At 64.8% G+C, this 21,070-nt stretch carries 23 protein-coding genes; 8 read left to right on the top strand and 15 right to left on the bottom strand.

The window, feature by feature from the left end:
• Window positions 1–35: 35 nt before the first annotated feature.
• The 8 genes from ACWKWX_RS15665 to dadA form a co-directional block, all read right to left on the bottom strand.
• On the bottom strand, window positions 36–1,982 hold the full coding sequence (locus tag ACWKWX_RS15665) for an acetyl-CoA hydrolase/transferase C-terminal domain-containing protein (protein ID WP_483828250.1): 1,947 nt from the start codon (window positions 1,980–1,982) through the stop codon (window positions 36–38).
• Window positions 1,983–2,039: 57 nt separating this feature from the next.
• Entirely contained in the window at window positions 2,040–2,354 is a 315-nt protein-coding gene (locus ACWKWX_RS15660) for a type II toxin-antitoxin system YafQ family toxin (protein ID WP_483828249.1), read from the bottom strand.
• Window positions 2,311–2,610, bottom strand: a complete 300-nt coding sequence (locus tag ACWKWX_RS15655; RefSeq protein ID WP_416421842.1) for a type II toxin-antitoxin system RelB/DinJ family antitoxin — start codon at window positions 2,608–2,610, stop codon at window positions 2,311–2,313. The genes ACWKWX_RS15660 and ACWKWX_RS15655 overlap by 44 nt, the downstream gene beginning before the upstream one ends.
• 155 nt (window positions 2,611–2,765) lie before the next feature.
• Window positions 2,766–3,170 (bottom strand): c-type cytochrome, encoded by a 405-nt coding sequence (locus ACWKWX_RS15650; protein ID WP_416427514.1) that lies wholly within the window; start codon window positions 3,168–3,170, stop codon window positions 2,766–2,768.
• 191 nt (window positions 3,171–3,361) lie between these two features.
• Complete coding sequence (locus ACWKWX_RS15645; RefSeq protein WP_027980762.1) at window positions 3,362–3,910, bottom strand: cupin domain-containing protein; 549 nt, start codon at window positions 3,908–3,910, stop codon at window positions 3,362–3,364.
• Window positions 3,911–4,047: 137 nt separating this feature from the next.
• Window positions 4,048–5,124, bottom strand: coding sequence for an alanine racemase (alr, locus tag ACWKWX_RS15640; protein WP_483828248.1), 1,077 nt, complete (start codon window positions 5,122–5,124; stop codon window positions 4,048–4,050).
• An 81-nt stretch (window positions 5,125–5,205) separates the two neighbouring features.
• On the bottom strand, window positions 5,206–5,559 hold the full coding sequence (locus ACWKWX_RS15635; protein ID WP_416421840.1) for a RidA family protein: 354 nt from the start codon (window positions 5,557–5,559) through the stop codon (window positions 5,206–5,208).
• Complete coding sequence (dadA, locus tag ACWKWX_RS15630) at window positions 5,531–6,832, bottom strand: D-amino acid dehydrogenase (protein ID WP_473005059.1); 1,302 nt, start codon at window positions 6,830–6,832, stop codon at window positions 5,531–5,533. The genes ACWKWX_RS15635 and dadA overlap by 29 nt, the downstream gene beginning before the upstream one ends.
• A 155-nt stretch (window positions 6,833–6,987) precedes the next feature.
• Here dadA and dadR point away from each other — a divergent pair, with 155 nt between their 5' ends.
• On the top strand, window positions 6,988–7,476 hold the full coding sequence (dadR, locus tag ACWKWX_RS15625) for a transcriptional regulator DadR (RefSeq protein WP_008366790.1): 489 nt from the start codon (window positions 6,988–6,990) through the stop codon (window positions 7,474–7,476).
• A 15-nt stretch (window positions 7,477–7,491) separates the two neighbouring features.
• Here dadR and ACWKWX_RS15620 read toward each other — a convergent pair whose 3' ends face one another.
• On the bottom strand, window positions 7,492–7,845 hold the full coding sequence (locus ACWKWX_RS15620) for a YkgJ family cysteine cluster protein (protein ID WP_416421838.1): 354 nt from the start codon (window positions 7,843–7,845) through the stop codon (window positions 7,492–7,494).
• Window positions 7,846–7,917: 72 nt separating this feature from the next.
• Window positions 7,918–8,154: a DUF1127 domain-containing protein gene (locus ACWKWX_RS15615; protein WP_416421837.1), complete on the bottom strand. Its 237-nt coding sequence runs from the start codon at window positions 8,152–8,154 to the stop codon at window positions 7,918–7,920.
• A 172-nt stretch (window positions 8,155–8,326) separates the two neighbouring features.
• On the opposite strand from ACWKWX_RS15615, the gene ACWKWX_RS15610 reads away from it, so the two are divergent.
• Both ACWKWX_RS15610 and ACWKWX_RS15605 read left to right on the top strand, forming a co-directional pair.
• A complete protein-coding gene (locus tag ACWKWX_RS15610) occupies window positions 8,327–9,760 on the top strand; it encodes an aminotransferase-like domain-containing protein (RefSeq protein ID WP_416421836.1) in 1,434 nt (477 codons plus the stop codon).
• Window positions 9,761–9,809: 49 nt separating this feature from the next.
• Entirely contained in the window at window positions 9,810–11,369 is a 1,560-nt protein-coding gene (locus ACWKWX_RS15605) for a phospholipase D family protein (protein WP_416421835.1), read from the top strand.
• Window positions 11,370–11,495: 126 nt separating this feature from the next.
• On the opposite strand, the gene ACWKWX_RS15600 is transcribed toward ACWKWX_RS15605, so the two are convergent.
• A complete protein-coding gene (locus ACWKWX_RS15600) occupies window positions 11,496–12,632 on the bottom strand; it encodes an MFS transporter (protein ID WP_483828247.1) in 1,137 nt (378 codons plus the stop codon).
• Window positions 12,633–12,805: 173 nt separating this feature from the next.
• A complete protein-coding gene (locus ACWKWX_RS15595; protein WP_416421833.1) occupies window positions 12,806–14,299 on the bottom strand; it encodes an aldehyde dehydrogenase in 1,494 nt (497 codons plus the stop codon).
• A 199-nt stretch (window positions 14,300–14,498) separates the two neighbouring features.
• Here ACWKWX_RS15595 and ACWKWX_RS15590 point away from each other — a divergent pair, with 199 nt between their 5' ends.
• Window positions 14,499–14,861: a cupin domain-containing protein gene (locus ACWKWX_RS15590; protein WP_416421832.1), complete on the top strand. Its 363-nt coding sequence runs from the start codon at window positions 14,499–14,501 to the stop codon at window positions 14,859–14,861.
• Between the two features lie 56 nt (window positions 14,862–14,917).
• On the opposite strand, the gene rpmG is transcribed toward ACWKWX_RS15590, so the two are convergent.
• The gene (gene rpmG, locus ACWKWX_RS15585; protein WP_016772554.1) at window positions 14,918–15,073 is read right to left on the bottom strand and encodes a 50S ribosomal protein L33; all 156 of its coding nucleotides are present in this window, start codon (window positions 15,071–15,073) and stop codon (window positions 14,918–14,920) included.
• 12 nt (window positions 15,074–15,085) lie between these two features.
• Window positions 15,086–15,322 (bottom strand): 50S ribosomal protein L28, encoded by a 237-nt coding sequence (rpmB, locus tag ACWKWX_RS15580; protein WP_008366806.1) that lies wholly within the window; start codon window positions 15,320–15,322, stop codon window positions 15,086–15,088.
• A gap of 373 nt (window positions 15,323–15,695) precedes the next feature.
• On the opposite strand from rpmB, the gene ACWKWX_RS15575 reads away from it, so the two are divergent.
• From ACWKWX_RS15575 to ACWKWX_RS15560, 4 genes are all read left to right on the top strand, one after another.
• Window positions 15,696–17,285, top strand: coding sequence for an ABC transporter substrate-binding protein (locus tag ACWKWX_RS15575; RefSeq protein ID WP_483828246.1), 1,590 nt, complete (start codon window positions 15,696–15,698; stop codon window positions 17,283–17,285).
• A gap of 170 nt (window positions 17,286–17,455) precedes the next feature.
• Window positions 17,456–19,603 (top strand): methyl-accepting chemotaxis protein, encoded by a 2,148-nt coding sequence (locus ACWKWX_RS15570; RefSeq protein WP_483828245.1) that lies wholly within the window; start codon window positions 17,456–17,458, stop codon window positions 19,601–19,603.
• A 101-nt stretch (window positions 19,604–19,704) separates the two neighbouring features.
• Window positions 19,705–19,968, top strand: coding sequence for a CopG family ribbon-helix-helix protein (locus ACWKWX_RS15565; protein WP_416421829.1), 264 nt, complete (start codon window positions 19,705–19,707; stop codon window positions 19,966–19,968).
• Complete coding sequence (locus ACWKWX_RS15560; RefSeq protein ID WP_473005054.1) at window positions 19,946–20,221, top strand: type II toxin-antitoxin system RelE/ParE family toxin; 276 nt, start codon at window positions 19,946–19,948, stop codon at window positions 20,219–20,221. The genes ACWKWX_RS15565 and ACWKWX_RS15560 overlap by 23 nt, the downstream gene beginning before the upstream one ends.
• Before the next feature lie 77 nt (window positions 20,222–20,298).
• Here ACWKWX_RS15560 and radC read toward each other — a convergent pair whose 3' ends face one another.
• Window positions 20,299–20,973, bottom strand: coding sequence for a RadC family protein (gene radC, locus ACWKWX_RS15555; RefSeq protein ID WP_416421827.1), 675 nt, complete (start codon window positions 20,971–20,973; stop codon window positions 20,299–20,301).
• Between the last annotated feature and the right edge of the window lie 97 nt (window positions 20,974–21,070).

Genomic DNA, 21,070 nt, shown 5'->3' with positions numbered 1-21,070 from the left:
GGGTCTTCGTAGCAGCGGCCAAAGGCCGCGTCCCGCTACCCCCGCAGGTAGCTCAGGGGCTCCGGCTGCACCGTGGCCTGCAACCCCGCCAGCAGCAAGCGCTGCAACAAGTCCTCCCGCAAGCCCTCTGGCTGCGCCAGCTGCATGCGCATCAGGTGCACGGGGAAGCTCGACGCCGGTGGCGCGTCCAGCGCCGCCTTGCCCAGGTCCAGCAGCTCGGTGAGTTTGAACTTGCTCTTGAGCCAGTTCAGCGCCCGCAGCAGGTCCCGTTCCTCAACCGTGAAATCACATCCCAATGGATATTCGGGGAACAGCTTCGCGTGCTTGTCTGCCAGGCTTTTCAGCCGTTCGGGTGTGTTGTCGGTAAAGCGTGGGTGCAGGCGGAAATCCTTGGGCAGCTTGCCGGCCACCTGCGCCTGCTCGATCAGCGAGGTCTGGAAGCGTGAGTCGGTGATGGTCAGCATGGCCTCGATCACCTGGGCATCGGTGCGGCCGCGCAGGTCGGCGATGCCGTACTCGGTCACCACGATATCGCGCAGGTGCCGGGGGATGGTGCAGTGGCCGTACTCCCAGAGAATGTTGGAGCTCACCTCGCCCCCGGCCTCGCGCCAGCTGCGCAGCACCAGGATCGAACGCGCGTCGTGCAGCGCATGGCCCTGCACCACGAAGTTGTATTGCCCGCCCACGCCGCTGAGCACGCGGCCGTCTTCCAACTGGTCGGAGACCGCCGCGCCCAGCAGGGTCGCGGTAAACGCGGTGTTGATGAAACGTGCGTCGCACCGTTGCAGGCGCTTGAGCGCTTCCTGGCCATACAGCTCGTTGATGTAGCTGATGGCGGTCATGTTGAAACCGTCCAGGGTTTCCAGGGGCAGTTCGCGCAGGCGCTGGTAGAAACTGCGCGGGCCCAGGAAGAAACCGCCGTGGATGCTGACACCCGGCGGCTCGGCACCGTCCAGGCTGCCATTGTTGGCCAACGCCTGGGTAGCGACGTCGGCGTACACCTTGCGCCGCACGATGCCGGCCTCCGCCAGCACCAGCAGGCCATTGACGAACATTTCGCTGCAGCCGTACAGGCCCTCGGCAAACAGCGCCAGCCCGCCTTCGCGCTCGATCAGCGGCTGCCAGGGGGCCAGGTCCATATCTTCCAGCAAGGCCCGATAGCCGGTGTTGTCGGCCTGGCGCGCCAGCAACGCGGCGGTCAGCGCATCGCCCATGGAGCCGATGCCGATCTGCAACGTGCCGCCGTCGCGCACCAGGGTGCTGGCGTGCAGGCCAATGAAGTGGTCCTGCAGCCCTACCGGCATGTTCGGCGTGGAAAACAGCGTGGTGGCGTCGGCTTCGTCGATCATCAGGTCGAACAGGCTGCGGTCCACCTCGGCGTCGCCGGCCATGAACGGCAGCTCGGCATGCACCTGGCCGAGCATCAGGATCGTCTCGCCGGCCTCGCGCCGCTTGGCCAGCATCGGTAGCAGGTCCAGGGTGATATCCGGGTTGCAGCTCAGGCTCAGCTTCGCCGGCTGGTAAGGGGCCTGGGCCACCAGTTGCGCCACCAGGTTCAGGCCCTGGGCGTTGATGTCACGGGCGGCGTGGCTGTAGTTGCTGCTGACGTAGGATTGCTGCGCCACATGGCTGTGCAGCAGGTTGCCCGGCTGCATGAAGAACTGCTCGACGCGAATGTTGGGGGGCAGCTTGTCGGCGTGCAGGTCGGCGAGGTAGTCCAGCTCGGGGTAATCGCCGTAGACCCGCTCCACGAAGGGCTCGAGGAAGCGCTTCTGCAGGCCGTCGCCCAGCTTGGGGCGGCCCAGGCTCAGGGCGGTGTAGATGGTCAGGCGCCGCTCGGGTAGCTGGCGAATGCGCGCGTACAGCGCGTTGACGAACTTGTTGGGCTTGCCCAGCCCCAGCGGCAGGCCCATGTGAATATGCGCCGGCAGCCTTGCCAGCACCTCGTCCACGGCACGATCGATCGAACAGACTTGCGTCATCGGCACCTCCGCTTGCGCTCAATTGCACCCTGATGCTCCAGAGGGCCATTCAGATGGTCAGCGGAACAGCTCCGCATGGCTACCCAGATCGACAAACAAAACGAGGTCGGGTTCGGGCAACGAATAAATCAAAAGAAAGTCGCCCCCAATATGGCATTCCCTGAACCCTTTCCACTCCCCCACAAGATCATGATCCCTATAAATCGGCGGTAACGGCTCGCCCATGAAAAGCAGTGTCATGACCCGACATACTTCGTTCATGTCACGGCGGCCCGCACGGTTATAGCGCTCCCAGGACTTCCTGAACTCCGGCGTTTGCGAACACCGTTTAGGCCTTTTTGCCCGTTTTTCCTTTTTTTGGAACATCGCCATCCGTATCACCGAGCATTTCGTCTATCGAGTTGAAATGCCGATGGATCTCCCGTGCCTGCTGCATGGCGCGCGCGGTTTTTTCCGACGGCACTCTTACCTCAAAAGGCAGACCTTGACTCGCCACAACCTGACGGAGGAACAGGCGCATTGCATCACTCAAGCTTAGCCCGCAGGACTTCAGCACCTCGGTGGCGCTGATTTTCAAATCCTCTTCAATGCGGCACCGCACATCAGTGGTCTTCAGTATCGCGGCCATGTTGATCACCTCTCCGCCAAAATGTAGCTACATTGTTCCCACGCGGGACATTATCGGTTCTGCCTCACGGTGGCACAACACAAGAGATGTTTCCAAACAAAACGCACCCGTTGCCGCTGCGGCTCCGGTGGGGTGGTGAGCATGGGAAAGGCGCGTCAGAGCCCGGACATTTTCTTGATGGCGCCTTTCAGCTCGTCGTCGGTGCAGTCGGAGCACGTGCCCTTGGGCGGCATGGAGTTGATGCCGGTGATGGCCTTGGCCAGCAGGCCGTCGACGCCGCCCTGCTCCTTGGCGCGCTTGCCCCAGTCGGCGCCGTCGCCGATTTTCGGCGAACCGAGCAGGCCAGTGCCGTGGCAGGCGTTGCAGTGCTTGGCGATGACGTCGTCGGGGGATTTTGCGGCGCCGCCGGCGGCCACGGCGGTCACGGCCATGCCGGGGCACTCCTTGCCTTGCACGCAGACCTGGCCAACGGGCTCCAGGCGCTTGGCGATGTCGTCGGTGGTGGTTGCCTGGGCAGTCAGGGCCCAGAGGGCCAGTGCGGTTGCTGGTGCGGCCAGCATCTTGTTGATTTTGAAGTTCACGCCTACACCCTCATGGTGGCTAATCGCGCCCGCGGCCACGGTTTCGCAGGCAGCGTCCAGTATAGCGACAAAGCCTGCCGCCCCGGAACAACCTTATTGTTCTCATGGGTATTGCCGTGGCGCGCAGGCCACGGCTCCCTGAACATTGAGTGTAGCGCTGTAATCGGCGGTCAGAAGTTCGCCGGGGTGGCGGCGCTGATCAGCCGGGCAGGCTCGTCGTAGGGGTTGCGGAAACGGTGCGGCTTGGTGCTTTCGAAGTAGTAGCTGTCGCCCGCCTCGAGAATGAAGGTCTCCGCGCCCACCACCAGTTCCAGCTTGCCCTCGAGCAGGATGCCGGTCTCTTCGCCTTCGTGGGTGAGCATCTCTTCGCCGGTGTCGGCGCCCGGCGGGTAGATCTCGTTGAGGAAGGCGATGGCCCGGCTCGGGTGCGCCTTGCCCACCAGCTTCATCGTCACGGCACCGTCGGAGATGTCGATCAGCTCATTGGCCTTGTAGACGATCTGGGTCGGGTTTTCGGGCTGCAGCTCTTCGGAGAAGAATTCCACCATGGACATGGGAATGCCCCCCAGCACTTTGCGCAGGGAGCTGATCGAGGGGCTGACGCTGTTCTTCTCGATCATCGAAATGGTGCTGTTGGTGACGCCCGCACGCTTGGCGAGTTCACGCTGGGACAGACCTTTGAGTTTGCGAATGGCTTGCAGTCGTTCACCGACGTCCAATGCTGGTGCCTCCAGGGGGTATTCACGGTCAGGGGTGTTGTTATGAACGTTATCATGGCAACAGCGTTCAGTATTTACAACACTTGTACCCCACCCGGCCTACGCCCTGGCGACTTGCGGCCCTGCGCAACCAGGCGTCAATCCCCGGAATAGACCAGTGGCACCCGGCGCAGGTTGCAGAAGATCTGGTACGGGATGGTCTCGGCGCAGGCGGCCACTTCACTGGCCATGATGTGCTTGCCCCACAGTTCCACGGGGCTGCCCAGCTCGGCTTCGGGCACGTCGGTGAGGTCGATGCACAGCATGTCCATGGACACCCGGCCCAGCAGGCGGCTGCGCTTGCCGGCCACCAGCACCGGGGTGCCGGTGCCCGCGTGGCGTGGGTAGCCGTCGGCATAACCGAGGGCGACGACGCCGATGCGCATGGGCTTGTCGGTGATGAACCTGGCGCCGTAGCCAACCGGCTCGCCAGCAGGCAGCTCGCGCACGCAGATGACCTTGGACTCCAGGGTCATCACCGGCTGCAGGCGCGCCGCCTCGGCCTGGGGCGCTTCGAACGGCGTGGCACCGTAAAGCATGATGCCTGGGCGCACCCAGTCGCCGGGCACCTGGGGCAGGCCCAGCAGGGCCGGCGAGTTGCGCAGGCTGGTTTCCGCCGCCAGGCCCTGGCGCGCGGCTTCGAACACTGCCACCTGGTCGGCGCTGCTGGGGCAGTCCAGCTCATCGGCGCGGGCGAAGTGGCTCATCAGCACGATTTTCGCCACTTTGCCGCTGGCCAGCAGGCGCTGGTAGGCGCCCGCATAATCCTTGGGATGCAGGCCGACCCGGTGCATGCCCGAGTCCAGCTTCAGCCACACCACGATGGGCTTGCTCAACTGCGCCTGCTCGATGGCTTCCAGCTGCCACAGCGAATGCACCACGCACCAGAAGTTGTGCTCCACCACCAGCTGCAGCTCATCCGCCTCGAAGATGCCTTCCAGCAGCAACACCGGCGCCTGGATGCCGCCGGCGCGCAGTTCCAGGGCCTCCTCGATGCAGGCCACGGCAAAGCCGTCGGCCTCGCGCTCCAGGGCCTGGGCGCAGCGCACGGCGCCATGGCCATAGGCATCGGCCTTGATCACGGCCAGGGCCTTGGCCCCGTTGGCGAGTTCACGGGCCAGGCGGTAGTTGTGACGCAGGGCGTCGAGGTCGATCAGGGCACGGGCAGGACGCATGACGGCTGTCTTCTTCTGGGCAGGCTGTGGGCGTAAAAAGCCCGGCGATGGTGGCAGCCACTACCGGGCACAAGGTGTTTCTCAGGGCAGCGCGGCGACCACCGACAGCTCGACGAGGATTTCCGGCTCGCACAGCTTGGCCTCGACCGTGGCCCGGGCCGGTGCCACGCCCTTGGGCAGCCACTGGTCCCAGACACTGTTCATGCCGGCGAAGTGCGCGTCGATGTCCTTCAGGTAGATGGTCACCGAGAGCAGGCGCGACTTGTCGGTGCCGGCCAGGTCCAGCAGGCGCTCGATGTTGTTGAGGGTTTCACGGGTCTGCTGCTCAATCCCGGCCTCCATGCTATCGCCCACCTGCCCGGCAAGGTAAACGGTGCCGTTGTGGGTGACGATCTGACTCATGCGCTCATTGGTGAGCTGGCGCTGGATTGACATGCTTTGCAGTCTCCTGGTGTTTGCCGTAACGGGAAATATCGAGGCCTTCTGCGCTGATTTGCGGCTTCTTGCGCGCCATCAGGTCAGCCAGGAAGCGGCCGGAGCCGCAGGCCATGGTCCAGCCGAGCGTGCCGTGGCCGGTGTTGAGGAACAGGTTGCGCAACGGTGTGGCACCGACGATGGGCGTGCCATCGGGGGTGGTGGGGCGCAGGCCGGTCCAGAAGCTTGCCTGGTTCAGGTCACCGCCGTGAGGATAAAGATCGTTGACGATCATCTCCAGCGTTTCACGCCGACGCGGGTTCAGCGACAGGTCGAAACCGGCGATCTCGGCCATGCCGCCCACGCGGATGCGGTTGTCGAAACGGGTGATGGCAACCTTGAAGCTCTCGTCCAGGATGGTCGAGGTGGGTGCCATGGCCGGGTTGGTGATGGGCACGGTCAGCGAGTAGCCCTTGAGCGGGTACACCGGCGCGCGAATGCCCAGCGGCTTGAGCAGCTGCGGCGAGTAGCTGCCCAGCGCCAGCACGTAGCGGTCGGCGGTTTCCAGCTTGCCGTCGATGACCACGCCGTTGACCCGGTCGCCGGCAAAATCCAGGCGCTCGATGTTCTGCCCGAAGCGGAACTCCACGCCCAGGTCCACGGCCATCTGCGCCAGCCTGGTGGTGAACATCTGGCAGTCGCCAGTCTGGTCGTTGGGCAGGCGCAGGGCACCGGCGAGGATGTTGGTGACGCCGGCCAGGGCCGGCTCGACGCGGGCGATGCCGTCGCGGTCGAGCAGCTCGTAGGGCACGCCGGATTGTTCCAGCACGGCGATGTCCTTGGCGGCGTTGTCCAGCTGCGCCTGGGTGCGGAACAGCTGGGTGGTGCCCAGGGTACGGCCTTCGTAGGCGATGCCGGTCTCGGCGCGCAGTTCATCGAGGCAGTCGCGGCTGTACTCGGACAGGCGCACCATGCGTTCCTTGTTCACCGCGTAGCGGCTGGCGGTGCAGTTGCGCAGCATCTGCGCCATCCACAGGTACTGGTCGATGTCGGCGGTGGCCTTGATGGCCAGGGGCGCGTGGCGCTCCAGCAGCCACTTGATGGCCTTGAGCGGCACGCCCGGGGCGGCCCACGGCGAGGCGTAGCCCGGCGAGACCTGGCCGGCGTTGGCGAAGCTGGTTTCCATGGCAACGGCGTTCTGACGGTCTACCACCGTCACTTCAAAGCCCTGCCGCGCCAGATAATAGGCACTGGCGGTACCTATCACACCGCTACCAAGTACCAGAACTCGCATGCTCAATCCCTCAACGCGGATAACCGCTGACATTTGTTGTTTATTGCGAAGATGCACGCAGTTTAAAAAACATCAGCCAGTGCTATTCACTATATAACGGCCTATTATTGGCGAGAATTCTCGGCAAAAACCGCTTTTACGGAGGGGCATCGCCTATGCGTACCCAGCATCAGAGCAAACGTGAGCTGGACAAGATCGACCGTAATATCCTGCGCATCCTGCAGGCCGACGGGCGTATTTCGTTCACGGAACTGGGGGAAAAGGTGGGGCTGTCGACCACGCCCTGCACCGAGCGCGTGAGGCGCCTGGAGCGCGAAGGCATCATCATGGGCTACAACGCCCGCCTCAACCCGCAGCACCTCAAGGGCAGCCTGCTGGTGTTCGTGGAGATCAGCCTGGATTACAAGTCGGGCGATACCTTCGAGGAATTCCGCCGCGCGGTGCTCAAGCTGCCCCACGTGCTGGAATGCCACCTGGTGTCGGGCGATTTCGACTACCTGGTGAAGGCGCGTATCTCGGAGATGGCCTCGTACCGCAAGCTGCTGGGCGACATCCTGCTCAAGTTGCCGCACGTGCGCGAGTCCAAGAGCTACATCGTGATGGAAGAGGTGAAGGAAAGCCTGAACCTGCCGATCCCGGATTGAAGTTGACGTTATCCGTTACACCAGCACCTGGCGCGTGCTGGCGATGAAGGTGTGCACGGCCTTTTCCGCCAACGGGTGAATCAGCTCTGCCGGGCGCCGGCCATTGGGGCACGGCAGGCTTGCGGTGGTGCCGAACAGCCGGCAGATCAGCGGCCGCTCCTCATACACCGTGCAGCCGTTGGGCCCCAGGTGCACACAGTTCAGCTCGGCCAGCGCCGCCTCCTGCTCGGCCGCGGTCTTGCGCGGCAGGCGGGCCATCTCCTCGGACGAGGTGGTGACCGGGCCGCAGCAATCGTGGCAACCCGGCACGCACTCGAAGGAAGGGATCTGCTCACGCAGGAAGAGAATCTTGTGGCGGTTGCAGCTCATGGGGCGGTACCTGTCGACGCGAGCCGCCATTTTGCCTGCCCGGCGCCGCCCGACGAAAGCCCCGCCGGTCCTTCACTCCTTCCAGAACGGCTTCAGCCCCTCGACCCGTGCCTCACTGGCGGACACGCCGATGTCACGCAACTGGTCGGCATCCAGCTCCAGCAAGGCCCGGCGGGTGGTCAGGCGGTGCCACATCAGGTTCCAGAACCCCAGGCCTTCAGGGGCCGAGCGCACGCGCCGCCCTTGGGCATCACATGCCTGGAGTTCCTGGCTGCGCAGCAGCAGACGCACATCGCTCAAGCCGTTCATGACCTTGCTCCTTGGTGTTGGTGTGGGTACGGCTTCATGATCTGCCCAATACAGCCGACCTTACAGATCCAAAAAACAGGTATATTCGCCATACAGATCAGCCCGAACGCGGTCTGTATCGCTGCAATTCAGCGCCATCTGTATGGTCCGCACACGCCGCCGGGAGTACGCCATGACCCTCTACGTGAATCTTGCCGAACTGCTGGGCTCGCGCATCGAGCAGGGTTTCTATCGCCCCGGCGACCGCCTGCCCTCGGTGCGCGCGCTGAGCGCCGAGCACGGCGTCAGCCTGAGCACGGTACAGCAGGCCTACCGGGTGCTGGAGGACAACGGCCTGGCGGCGCCGCGCCCCAAGTCCGGCTACTTCGTGCCCAGCGCCCGCGAGCTGCCGGCGCTGCCGGTGGTGGGCCGCCCGGCGCAACGGCCGGTGGACATCTCCCAGTGGGACCAGGTCAGCGAACTGATTCGCAGCGTGCCGCGCAAGGACGTGGTGCAGCTGGGCCGCGGCATGCCCGACGTCGACACGCCCACGCTCAAGCCGTTGCTGCGCAGCCTGGCGCAGCTGTCGCGGCGCCAGGACATGCCGGGGCTGTACTACGACACCGTCAACGGCACCGAAGCCCTGCGCACCCAAGTGGCGCGGCTGCTGCTGGACTCCGGCTGCCAGCTGCAGGCCAGCGACCTGGTGATCACCACCGGGTGCCACGAAGCGTTGTCGGCCAGCGTGCGCGCCGTGTGCCAGCCGGGAGACATCGTCGCCGTCGACTCGCCCAGCTTCTTCGGCGCCATGCAGACCCTCAAGGGCCTGGGCATGAAAGCCCTGGAAATTCCCACCGACCCCATCACCGGCATCAGCCTGGAAGCCCTGGAGCTGGCCCTGGAGCAGTGGCCGGTGAAGCTCATACAGCTGACCCCCAACTGCAACAACCCGCTGGGCTACGTGATGCCCGAGGCGCGCAAGCGGGCGTTGCTGACCCTGGCCCAGCGCTACGACGTGGCCATCATCGAGGACGACGTCTACGGCGACCTGGCCTACACCTACCCGCGGCCGCGGACTATCAAGTCGTTCGACGAGGACGGCCGCGTGCTGCTGTGCAGCTCGTTCTCCAAGAGCCTGGCGCCCGGCCTGCGCATCGGCTGGGTGGCGCCGGGGCGCTACCTGGAGCGGGTGCTGCACATGAAGTACATCAGCACCGGCTGCACCGCCACACAGCCGCAACTGGCCATCGCCGACTTCCTCAAGGAGGGCTGCTTCGAACCGCACCTGCGGCGCATGCGCAGCCAGTACCAGCGCTCGCGCGACTTGATGATCGACTGGGTGAGCCGGTATTTTCCCGCGGGCACCCGCGCCAGCCGCCCCCAAGGCGGCTTCATGCTGTGGGTGGAGCTGCCGGAAAGTTTTGATACGCAGCGGCTGAACCGCGCTTTACTGGAGCAGAACGTGCAGATTGCCGTGGGCAGTATTTTCTCGGCCTCGGGCAAATACCGGAACTGCCTGCGAATGAACTTCGCCGCGCGCGCCACCCGGGAAATCGAAGACGCGGTGCGCAAGGTCGGGGAGACGGCCAAGCGGCTGATCGCCGAGATTGACCACGCCACTGAATGACTTTTCCCCGGCTGCTGGAGTCATAGCCACGCCTGCCCTGCCTTGAAGGATGCCCGAGTTGCGAAACCACTGGCTGTTGCCACTGCTGATGACCGCCCTGCTGGCCGGCTGCGCCACCAGTGGCAGCCACCGTCAACCCAGCCAGGCCTTGCCCGCCGACCAGTCGGCGTTCGGCCGCTCGGTGCAGGCGCAGGTGGCGGACCACCAGGGGTTGTCGGGCTTCCGCCTGCTGCCCAACGGCCCGGAAGCGTTCCGCGCCCGCGCCGAGCTGATCCGCAACGCGCAGAAGAGCCTGGACCTGCAGTACTACATCGTCCATGACGGCCTGAGCACCCGCGCGCTGGTGCACGAACTGCTCAAGGCCGCTGACCGTGGCGTGCGCATCCGCATCCTGCTGGACGACACCACCAGCGACGGCCTGGACGACATCATCGCCACCCTGGCCGAGCACCCCAATATCCAGATCCGCCTGTTCAACCCGCTGCACCTGGGCCGCGCCACCGGCGCCACGCGGGCGATGGGCCGGCTGTTCAACCTGTCGCAGCAGCACCGGCGCATGCACAACAAGCTGTGGATCGCCGACGACAGCATGGCGATTGTCGGCGGTCGCAACCTGGGCGATGAATATTTCGACGCCGAGGCCAACCTCAATTTCACCGACATCGACCTGCTCAGCGTCGGCCCCGCCGCCGCCCACCTGGGCGAAAGTTTCGACCAGTACTGGAACAGCGCCCTGAGCCGGCCCATCGGCGAATTCCTGTATTTCAAGCCCTCGCCCAAGGACCTGGTGAAGACCCGCGGCCGCCTCGAAGCCTGGCTCGCAGACGCCCGCGAGCAGCGCCCGGCGCTGTACCAGCGGATGATGAGCTACCGCTTCGAACCGCAGATGGCCACCTGGCGCAACGAGCTGATCTGGGCCGACAGCCAGGTGCTGTGGGACGCCCCCAGCAAGGTGCTGGCGGTGGATGAGCCCGACCCGCACCTGCTGTTGACTACGCAACTGGCGCCGCAGCTGGCCAACGTACACCAGGAGCTGATGCTGATCTCGGCGTATTTCGTGCCCCGTGAGCCGGGCCTGTTGTACCTGACGGGCCGCGCCGACGCCGGGGTGTCGGTCAGCCTGCTGACCAACTCCCTGGAAGCCACCGACGTGCCCGCCGTGCACGGCGGCTACGCGCCCTACCGCAAGGCTTTGCTGGAACACGGCGTGAAGCTGTACGAACTGCGCCGCCAGCCGGGCGAGCAGCCCAAGCGCAAGCTGCTGGGCTTCCACGGCAGCTCCGACTCCAGCCTGCACAGCAAGGCCATGATCTTCGACCGCCAGCGGGTGTTCATCGGCTCGTTCAATTTCGATGCACGCTCGGTGCTATGGAACACCGAGGTAGGCGTGCTGGTGCACAGCCCGGAACTGGCCGAGCGCACCCGCGAGCTGGCGCTGCAGGGCATGGCGCCGGCGCTCAGCTACCAGGCGGTGCTGCAGGACGGCAAGGTGGTGTGGGTGACGGAAGACAACCACCACCTGCACACCCTGACCACCGAGCCGGGTGACCTGTGGCGGCGCTTCAATGCCTGGATGAGCAAGGCCATCGGCCTGGAGAAGATGCTCTGACCCCTCCACACCCGTAGCCGCTGCCGCCAGGCTGCGCTGGCCAGCATGAACCCTGAAGATCTCCAGCGAGGCATACGGCCAGCGCAGCCTGCGGCAGCGGCTACGGGATTGGGCACCTGGGCGTCGTCAAGCAGGCAGCTCCAGCGCATGGGGTTTGCGCGCCAGCAGCACCAGGCCAAACGCGCCGGCGGCCATCAACAGCGGCAACGCATGCCCGCTCACCCACTGGCTGCCGGCCCCGGCCAGCACCGGCCCGATCAGGCAGCCAATGCCCCACAGCTGCGCCACGTGGGCGTTGGCGCGCACCAGCGCGTCATCCCGGTAGCGCTCGCCAATCAACACCAGCGACAAGGTGAACAGGCCCCCGGCGCTGGCGCCGAAAATCACCCACAGCGGCCAGATGGCAATCGTCTCGATCAACAGCGGAATCGCCAGGCTGGACAGCATCAAGGCCACCGCGCAGCCGAAGAACAGCGTGCGCCGCGACATGCGGTCGGCCAGCGCGCCAATCGGCAGCTGCAACAGCGCGTCGCCCACCACCACGGTGCTGACCATGAACAACGCGATCTGGGCGGTGAAGCCCTGCTGCAGGCAATACACCGGCAACAGCGTGAGGATCATCGCCTCGAAGGCGGCAAACAGCGAAATGGCCCAGGCAATCACCGGCAGGCGCCGGCAGAAGCCGGCCAGGTCGCGCAGGGTCACGTTGCAGGCCTCGGCGCTGGGCGCGCCGCTGCGGCCCAACAGCAGCAAGGGCGACACCACCAGCAAGGCCACGCCCACCCAGAAACCGTAGTCCTGGTCGGTACCCACGGCGCCCAGCAGCAACGGCCCGCACAGCTGGCTCAGGGCATAGCTGCTGCCATACAGCGCCACCAGCCGGCCGCGCCACTGCTCCACGACGATCTGGTTGATCCAGCTTTCGCCGAGGATGAAGACGATGGTCAGCACCATGCCGATCAGCAGGCGCAGCGCCAGCCACACCGGGTAGCTGGGCAGCAGCGCCAGTAGGCCGACGGACAACGCCCCGCCCCACAGGCACAGGCGCATCAGCTGCGCCGTGCCAAAGCGCGCCGCCAGCCGGCTGGCCAGGCCGGCGCCGGCCAGCACGCCAATGGCCGGCATCGACGCCATGACGCCAATGGCGAAGCTGCCGTAGCCCCAGCCTTCCAGGCGCAGCGACACCAGCGGCATGCTCACGCCCAACGCCAGGCCTACGCTCAACACGGCGCTCAGCACGGCGAAATAGGTTCCCCAACGCATTTCCACGCTCCTGTGGATAACTGCCAAGACGACACAGCCGGGCCTCCCCTGCGGAAGGCCCGGCTGTGTGTGGGTGTATGCAAACCCGGTAGGAGCCGACCTTGGTCGCGATGCAGGCACCACGGTGTGATGCCATCGCGACCAAGGTCGGCTCCTACGGGCGGATCAAAGCCTTACAGCTTGATCCAGGTCGCCTTCAGCTCGGTGTACTTGTCGAACGCGTGCAGCGACTTGTCGCGGCCGTTGCCCGACTGCTTGAAGCCACCGAACGGCGCGGTCATGTCGCCACCGTCGTACTGGTTCACCCACACGCTGCCGGCGCGCAGCGCCTTGGCGGTCAGGTGGCCCTTGGAGATGTCCGAGGTCCACACCGCGGCGGCCAGGCCGTACGGGGTGTCGTTGGCGATGTTGATGGCTTCCTCGACGCTGTCGAAGGCAATCACCGACAGCACTGGCCCGAAGATCTCTTCCTGGGCGATGCGCATGGCGTTGTCCACGCCGTCGAAGATGGTCGGCTCGACGTAGGTGCCGCCGGTTTCTTCGAGGATGCGCTTGCCGCCCACCAGCAGCTTGGCGCCGTCGCTGTGGCCAGCCTCGATGTAGGACAGCACGGTGTTCATCTGCTGGGTGTCCACCAACGCACCGACGGTGGTTTCAGGGTCCAGCGGGTTGCCCGGCTTCCACGCCTTCAGGGCTTCAAGCACCAGCGGCAGGAATTGATCCTTGATGGAACGCTCCACCAGCAGGCGCGAGCCGGCTGTGCAGACTTCGCCCTGGTTGAAGGCGATGGCGCTGGCAGCCGACTCGGCAGCAGCCTTCAGGTCCGGGGCATCGGCGAACACGATGTTCGGGCTCTTGCCGCCGGCTTCCAGCCAAACGCGCTTCATGTTCGACTCGCCAGCGTAGATCATCAGCTGCTTGGCGATCTTGGTGGAGCCAGTGAACACCAAGGTGTCCACGTCCATGTGCAGCGCCAGGGCCTTGCCCACAGTGTGGCCATAGCCTGGCAGCACGTTGAACACGCCCTTCGGAATGCCGGCCTCGATGGCCAGTTCGGCGATGCGGATGGCGGTCAGCGGCGACTTTTCCGACGGCTTGAGGATCACCGAGTTACCGGTGGACAGCGCCGGGCCCAGTTTCCAGCAGGCCATCATCAGCGGGAAGTTCCACGGCACGATGGCGGCCACGACGCCCACTGGCTCGCGGGTCACCAGGCCCAGCTGGTCATGCGGGGTGGCGGCGACTTCGTCGTAGATCTTGTCGATGGCCTCGCCGCTCCAGGACAGCGCGTTGGCGGCGCCGGCCACGTCGATGTTCAGCGAGTCGCTGATCGGCTTGCCCATGTCCAGGGTTTCCAGCAGCGCCAGCTCCTGCGCGTGCTGCTTCAGCAGGCCGGCGAAGCGAATCATGGTGGCCTTGCGCTTGGCCGGGGCCAGGCGCGACCAGACGCCGCTGTTGAAGGTGCTACGGGCGTTTTCCACGGCGCGCTGGGCGTCCGCCAGGTCACAGCTGGCAACCTGCGCCAGGAGGCGACCGTCGACCGGGCTCAGGCACTCGAACGTGGCGCCGGAAGCGGCCGCGGTGTATTCACCGTTGATGAATGCACGGCCTTCAATCTTCACATCCCGGGCACGTTGTTCCCAGTCCGCACGAGTCAAAGTGGTCATACGTATCCCCTCCTCTTATTGATTTACAGCGCCCGCGAAGCATAATCGCGCACGCTTGCGAATAGTGCCGGTCCGGAATCGCGACTCACGGCATCCGTTACCCTAAACCACCCGGACCCGAATTTTCAATATATTTGACAACAAACAGTAAAAAGCCGTGTCATGTTTGTTTTATTGGACAACTGAGGAGGATTCGCCCATGAGCATCGCCACCATCGTCGACTTTGCCCTGGCCACCACGCCAGCCGATCACTACCGCCCCGCCGCGGAAAAGATTCTCAAGGGCGACCCTGCGCAAAAGGTCCACCACCACTACTCAAGCCCCTGCGAGCAATTTGGCGCGGGCGTGTGGGAAGGCGAAGTGGGCCAGTGGACCGTCAACTATACCGAGCATGAGTACTGCGAGATCGTGCAAGGTGTGTCCGTGCTGCGCGACCTGGACGGCAACGCCAAGACCCTGCGGGTGGGCGACCGCTTCGTGATCCCGGCAGGCTTCCGTGGCACCTGGGAAGTGCTGGAGCCGTGCCGCAAGATCTACGTGATGTTCGAGCAAAAAGCCTGAGCAAAAAAAAGGCCCGCATCGTGAGATGCGGGCCTTTTTTTTCGGGCGAAAATCAATTACTTGATTTTGCCTTCTTTGTACATCACGTGCTTGCGAACAACCGGATCATATTTCTTGATCTCGATTTTGTCCGGGGTAGTACGCTTGTTCTTGTCGGTAGTGTAGAAATGACCAGTACCGGCACTCGAAATCAAACGAATCAATTCACGCATGATTTTGCTCCCTTAGACCTTGGCGCCAGCAGCGCGGATTTCGGCCAGCACGACATCAATGCCGCGCTTGTCGATGATACGCATGCCTTTGGCGGATACGCGCAGACGCACGAAACGCTTCTCGGACTCGACCCAGAAGCGGTGATGCTGCAGGTTCGGCAGGAAACGACGACGGGTTTTGTTGTTTGCGTGGGAAATGTTATTCCCAGTCACCGGACCCTTACCGGTAACTTGACATACTCTCGACATGCCTCAGCCCTCTAAAACCACATGCCCAACCCGGCATGGGTTGGCCGCTTATCTCTCAGTCTTGGCGCCAGGCGCCGCGTTTCTTCAGGGGTCTTACCAGCCTCGCCTGTCGGCGAAGGATCCGGGCCCCTAGAAAAGAGCGCTGCTTTATACCAGAAAGACCTGCGTGCAACAACTCCGACCGCACTTTCAATTCCGCACCAAAGCCCTCGCCGCAGCGCAAAGGCCGCCGTTACAGGGCGCGCTGGCCCTGAACCGCTCGTCGCGCCGGCAACGAAAATTTGGATGGTCAACGGCGCCAGAGATCACTAGGGTAGGACCTTTCTCCAGACTGCACTGGCAGATGGGTCATCAATCAGCCAAGGATCCCACCATGCGCCTAGCGACTTTGCCGCTGCTGCTCGCTCCCCTTTTCAGCCCGCTGCTGGCCCATGCGGCCCCGCTGACCGTGTGCACCGAAGCCAGCCCCGAGGGCTTCGACGTGGTGCAATACAACTCCCTGACCACCACCAACGCCTCGGCCGACGTGCTGATGAACCGCCTGGTGGACTACGATACCGCCCAGGGCAAGGTTGTCCCAGGCCTGGCCGACAGCTGGACCCTTTCCACCGACGGCCTGACCTACGAGTTCAAGCTTCACCCCGGGGTGAAGTTCCACAAGACCGAGTACTTCAGCCCCACCCGTGACCTCAGCGCCGAAGACGTGGTGTTCAGCTTCCAGCGCATGCTCGACGCCGGCAACCCGTGGCACAAGGTGGCCCAGAGCGGCTTCCCCCACGCCCAGTCGATGCAGTTGCCCGACCTGATCAAGAAGGTCGACGCGGTGGACCCGCTGACCGTGCGCTTCACCCTCAACCACCCCGACTCGACGTTCCTGGCCACCCTGACCATGGGCTTCGCGTCCATCTACTCGTCGGAGTACGCCGACCAACTGCTGCGCGCCAACGCCCAGGACAAGCTCAACAGCCAACCCATCGGCACCGGCCCCTTCGTCTTTGGCCGCTTCCAGAAGGACGCCGTGGTGCGCTACCGCGCCAACCCCAGCTACTTCCGTGGCAAGCCGGCGGTCGACCCGCTGATCTTCGCTATCACCGGCGACCCCACCGTGCGCCTGCAGAAACTCAAGCGCAACGAGTGCCAGATCGCCCTGTCGCCCAAGCCGCTGGACATCGCCGCGGCCGCCAGCGACAGCGCCCTGCAGGTGATCAAGACCCCGGCCTTCATGACCGCGTTCGTGGCCATCAACAGCCAGCACCCGCCGCTGGACAAGCCCCAGGTGCGCCAGGCCATCAACCTGGCTTTCGACAAGGCCAACTACCTGAAGGCAGTGTTCGAAGACACCGCCACCGCCGCCAACGGCCCCTACCCGCCCAACACCTGGAGCTACGCCAAGGACCTGCCCGGCTACAGCTATGACCCGGCCAAGGCCCGCGACCTGCTGGCCAAGGCTGGCCTTGCGGATGGCTTCAGCACCACCATCTGGACCCGCCCTTCCGGCAGCCTGCTCAACCCCAACCCCAGCCTGGGCGCACAGATGCTCCAGGCTGACCTGGGCAAGGTCGGCATCAAGGCCGACATCCGCGTGATCGAGTGGGGCGAGTTGATCCGCCGCGCCAAGGCCGGCGAGCACGACCTGCTGTTCATGGGCTGGGCGGGCGACAACGGCGACCCGGATAACTTCCTGACCCCGCAGTTTTCCTGCGCCGCCGTGCAGTCGGGCACCAACTTCGCCCGCTACTGCGAGCCGTCGCTGGACAAGCTGATCACCGCCGGCAAGACCACCGGCGACCAGGGTGTGCGCAGCCGCCTGTACCTGCAGGCACAGCAGCAGATCCAGGAGCAGGCGCTGTGGGTGCCACTGGCCCACCCGACCGCCGCCGTGCTGGCGCGCAGCAGCGTGAAGGGCTACGAGGTCAGCCCGTTTGGCCGCCAGGACTTTGCCAAGGTCACGGTAAGCCCTTGATGCGCTTGGCGTAATTGCACCAAATCAGGGCCGCATCGCGGCCCTGCACGTTTCAGGGGCGAAACGAACCATCAAGTTGTTCTGCAAACGCCGTCGATTGGCTGGGAAACGACGTGGCAGGCAATTTGCTATCACCAGGTCATCCTTTGTAGTCAATGTAAGGAATGGCCATGACCCTGCGTAGCGACTCCATGCAGCTTTCTCCCGCCGAGCGCCGCTGGCTGCCCTGGTTCGGCAAGACCGGCAAGCTGGCCATGCGCTGGGCCTGCCACTGGAACAGCGGCGCTGGCCACACCCTGGAAAAAACCTTCGAAGCCATCGCCGACACCCGCGTGAAGCTGCTGCACAGCTGGGCCCAGGAGCAATGGCAGCACCTGGGCGAGCTGGCTGCGGTGCTGGCGCGCGAGCCCGGCGGGGTGGACGCCGGGTTGCTGGCCGACAAACTGCGCCAGGCGCCATCGTTCTCCGAGCTGTTCGTGATCGACGCCAGCGGCGCGCTGCTGGCCAGCACCTTCGCGGGCCCGGCAAACCGCCAGGTGAACCCGGCCGCCCTCAAGGCAGGCTTGAAAGCGCCGTTCCTGCATGGCCCCTATATTGACCCGCTGACCCTGCAAGCTGGCCCCTCCACCTCGCGCTTCCACGACGAGGTGACGCTGATGTTCTACCAGCCGCTCAGCCAGCACGGCAACGTCGTCGGTTGCCTGTGCGGACGGGTGCCCAACGACGTGCTGGGCGACCTGATCCAGCGCGAAGCCGGGCACATCTACCCCGAGTCCGGCGACAACTACCTGTTCATGGTGCGCCCCCAGTTCGACCCCGCCGTGGCGCCCGGCACCGCGCTGTCGCGGTCACGCTTCGAGGACGGCACCTTCACCGGTGGCGATAACCTCAAGGACGGCGTGCGCACCGCCTTCGGCACCGTGCGCGTGCAGCGCCACACCGAGCTGGAACTGCGCTTCACCGACCCCGCCACCGGCCAGCTGCACCCCGGCATCCGCGAAACCATGCGGGCCGGCAGCAACCTGTTCGTCAGCTACCCCGGCTATTCCGACTACCGCCACATCCCCGTGATCGGCAAGGGCGTGACCTTCCAGCTGCCCGGCTCGCCAGACCGCTGGGGCATGATGTGCGAGGCCGACCTGGAAGAGGTCTACCGCCGCCGCTCGCTGACCCATGGCCTGATGAAACCGTACCTGGCGACCATGGCCGCGCTGTTTGCCTGCAACTTCGCCGTGCAGCACTACAGCGGCCTGGCACAGACCTTCATCGACCTGCTCCAGGCCGGCAGCATCCTGCTGGCCGCCTGGCTGTTCAGCGCCCTGGGGCCCAAGCGCCTGGCCGCGCGCCTGGAAGGCATGACCGACGTCATCCGCACCATTGCCGAAGGCGAGGGCAACCTGCGCCAGCGCCTGGACACCAGCACCCTGGCCAACGACGAGACCGGCGACATGGGCCGCTGGATCAACAGCTTCATCGACAACCTCGACGCCGTGGTGGGCCAGGTCATCGTCGCGTCCCATTCGGTGGGCCAGACCAACGAGATGATGCTGGGCAAGAGCCGCATGGCCGGGCAGACCTCCAACGACGTGGCCCAGGCCATCCACCGCATGATGATCATCGTCGAAGGCCAGCTGGGCGAGATCCAGCAGGCGTCGCTGACCGCCGAGCAGATGAAGCGCGCCATGGACGAGGTGGTGCTGCGCGCCCAGGCGCAGTTCGCCTCGGTGCAGGCCGGCACCCAGTCCATCCGCGACGTGGTACAGCGCTCCGCCGCCAGCGTGCAGGAGCTGGACAAGCGCATGAGCGAGATCGGCACCTTCACCGGGCTGATCACCGACATCACCAACCAGACCAACCTGCTGGCCCTGAACGCCGCCATCGAAGCCGCCCGCGCCGGTGAAAACGGCCGTGGCTTCGCCGTGGTCGCCGACGAAGTCCGCACCCTGGCCAGCCGCACCGCCCAGGCGGCCGGGCAGATCCGCAACATGGTCGAGGGCCTACAGAACGAAACCCGCAACGCCGTGGCGTTCATGGAAGGCGGCGTGCAGAACGTCGACGACAGCCTGCGCCTGGCCGAAAACGCCTCCTCGGAGAACGTGCACCTGCACGAAGCCGTGGACAACCTGTTCGGCATCATCCAGCAGCTCAACGAAAAGAGCCTGGACTGCGGCCAGACCATCAAGCAGGTAGACCAGGCCAGCGGCGACATGCGCCAGACCGTAGTGGTGCTGCAGCACAGCGCCGAGCGGGTGAAGCTCAATGCCAGCAAGCTTCAGCAGCTGGTGGGGCAGTTCGAGGTGACGGCGGGGGCGGCGTGACGTTTGGTTGAAATATTCGGCAAAACGTTGACATTGGTGACAGCCGGCCCTAACGTCGACAACTGTAGACAACGTATACGCGCTATTTCTGGAGTGCTACCATGGCCTCACCTGTGCTGTCCTTCCGCGTGGAACCCGACCTGATCGACCAACTCGACCAGTTGGCCGCGGCAACCGACCGTGACCGCCAGTACCATCTGAAACGCGCCCTGGCTCGCTATGTAGAAGCCGAATCCTGGCATTTTCGCGCCGTAGCCGAAGGGATTGCGGACGCGGAAGCAGGCAACCTGACCGAATTGGATGCCGTGAAGGCTAAGTGGGAAGCGCGTGCCAAGAATCGCATTGACCAGCAAGGCGGAAAGTGACCTCGAGGGCGTTTTCGAGCACTACGCTCGCTTGATTGGCAACGAAAGAGCCGAAGCCGTCGTTTTCAGCGTGCTCGAGGCGCTTGCCGCGCTTGAAGCCTTCCCCCAGCTCGGCCGGGCTTCCGACATTCCCGATTGCAGGGAACTGATCTTCTCGAAATACCCTTACCGCGCGGTGTACAGCGTCAAGGGCAATGCCCTGCTGGTCTATCGGATCCTGCACCAGCATGCCGAACGCCCGGAAGACTGGTAAGCGTAGGCGAACCCCCGTAGCAGCGGCCACAGGCCGCGTCCCCGGGCGCCGCGATAAGCCCTGGCGCGGCCACCGGCTCAAAGCCAACCATACTCCACCATCGACAGCGGCTCCCCCTCGCCAATGATGATGTGGTCCAGCACCCGCACTTCCACCAGGCCCAGGGCTTCCTTGAGGCGCTGGGTCAGCACGCGGTCGGCCTGGCTGGGGGCCGGGTTACCCGAAGGATGGTTGTGGCACAGGATCAGCGCCGCGGCGTTATAGGCCAACGCACGCTTGACCACCTGCCGGGGGTACACGGTGGCACCGTCGATGGAGCCGCGGAACAGCACCTCGAAGGCCAGCACCCGGTGCTTGGTGTCCAGGAACAGGCAGCCAAACACCTCGTGGGGTTCATGCCGCAGCATGGCCTTGAGGTAGTCGCGCACGGCACGCGGGCTTTCCAGGGCCGAATCGCGGGTCAGGCGCTCGGCCAGGTGGCGGCGGGCCATTTCCAGCACCGCCTGCAACTGGGCGAACTTGGCCGGCCCCAACCCCAAATGGCTGCTGAAGGTCTTCTGCTCGGCCTCCAGCAGCGCGCGCAGGCTGCCAAAACCCTCCAGCAGCGTACGCGCAAGGTCCACCGCGCTTTTGCCGGCCACCCCGGTGCGCAGGAATATCGCCAGCAACTCGGCGTCCGAAAGGGCCGCTGCCCCGTGCTTCAACAGCTTTTCCCGCGGCCGTTCCGCCGCCGGCCAATCACGAATACTCATGGCATCTCCTTGCCTGTGTGTGCGCTGCTCCCTGCTTGGCGCTGTGCTATCTTAGCCCATCTTTTTTGCACGGTGAGCAGGCCCGGGGAGGTGCCAT

Source organism: Pseudomonas imperatae, from assembly GCF_057128625.1.
The sequence above is the reverse complement of the archived record's forward strand: the minus strand, read 5'-3'. Positions and strand labels throughout refer to the sequence as shown.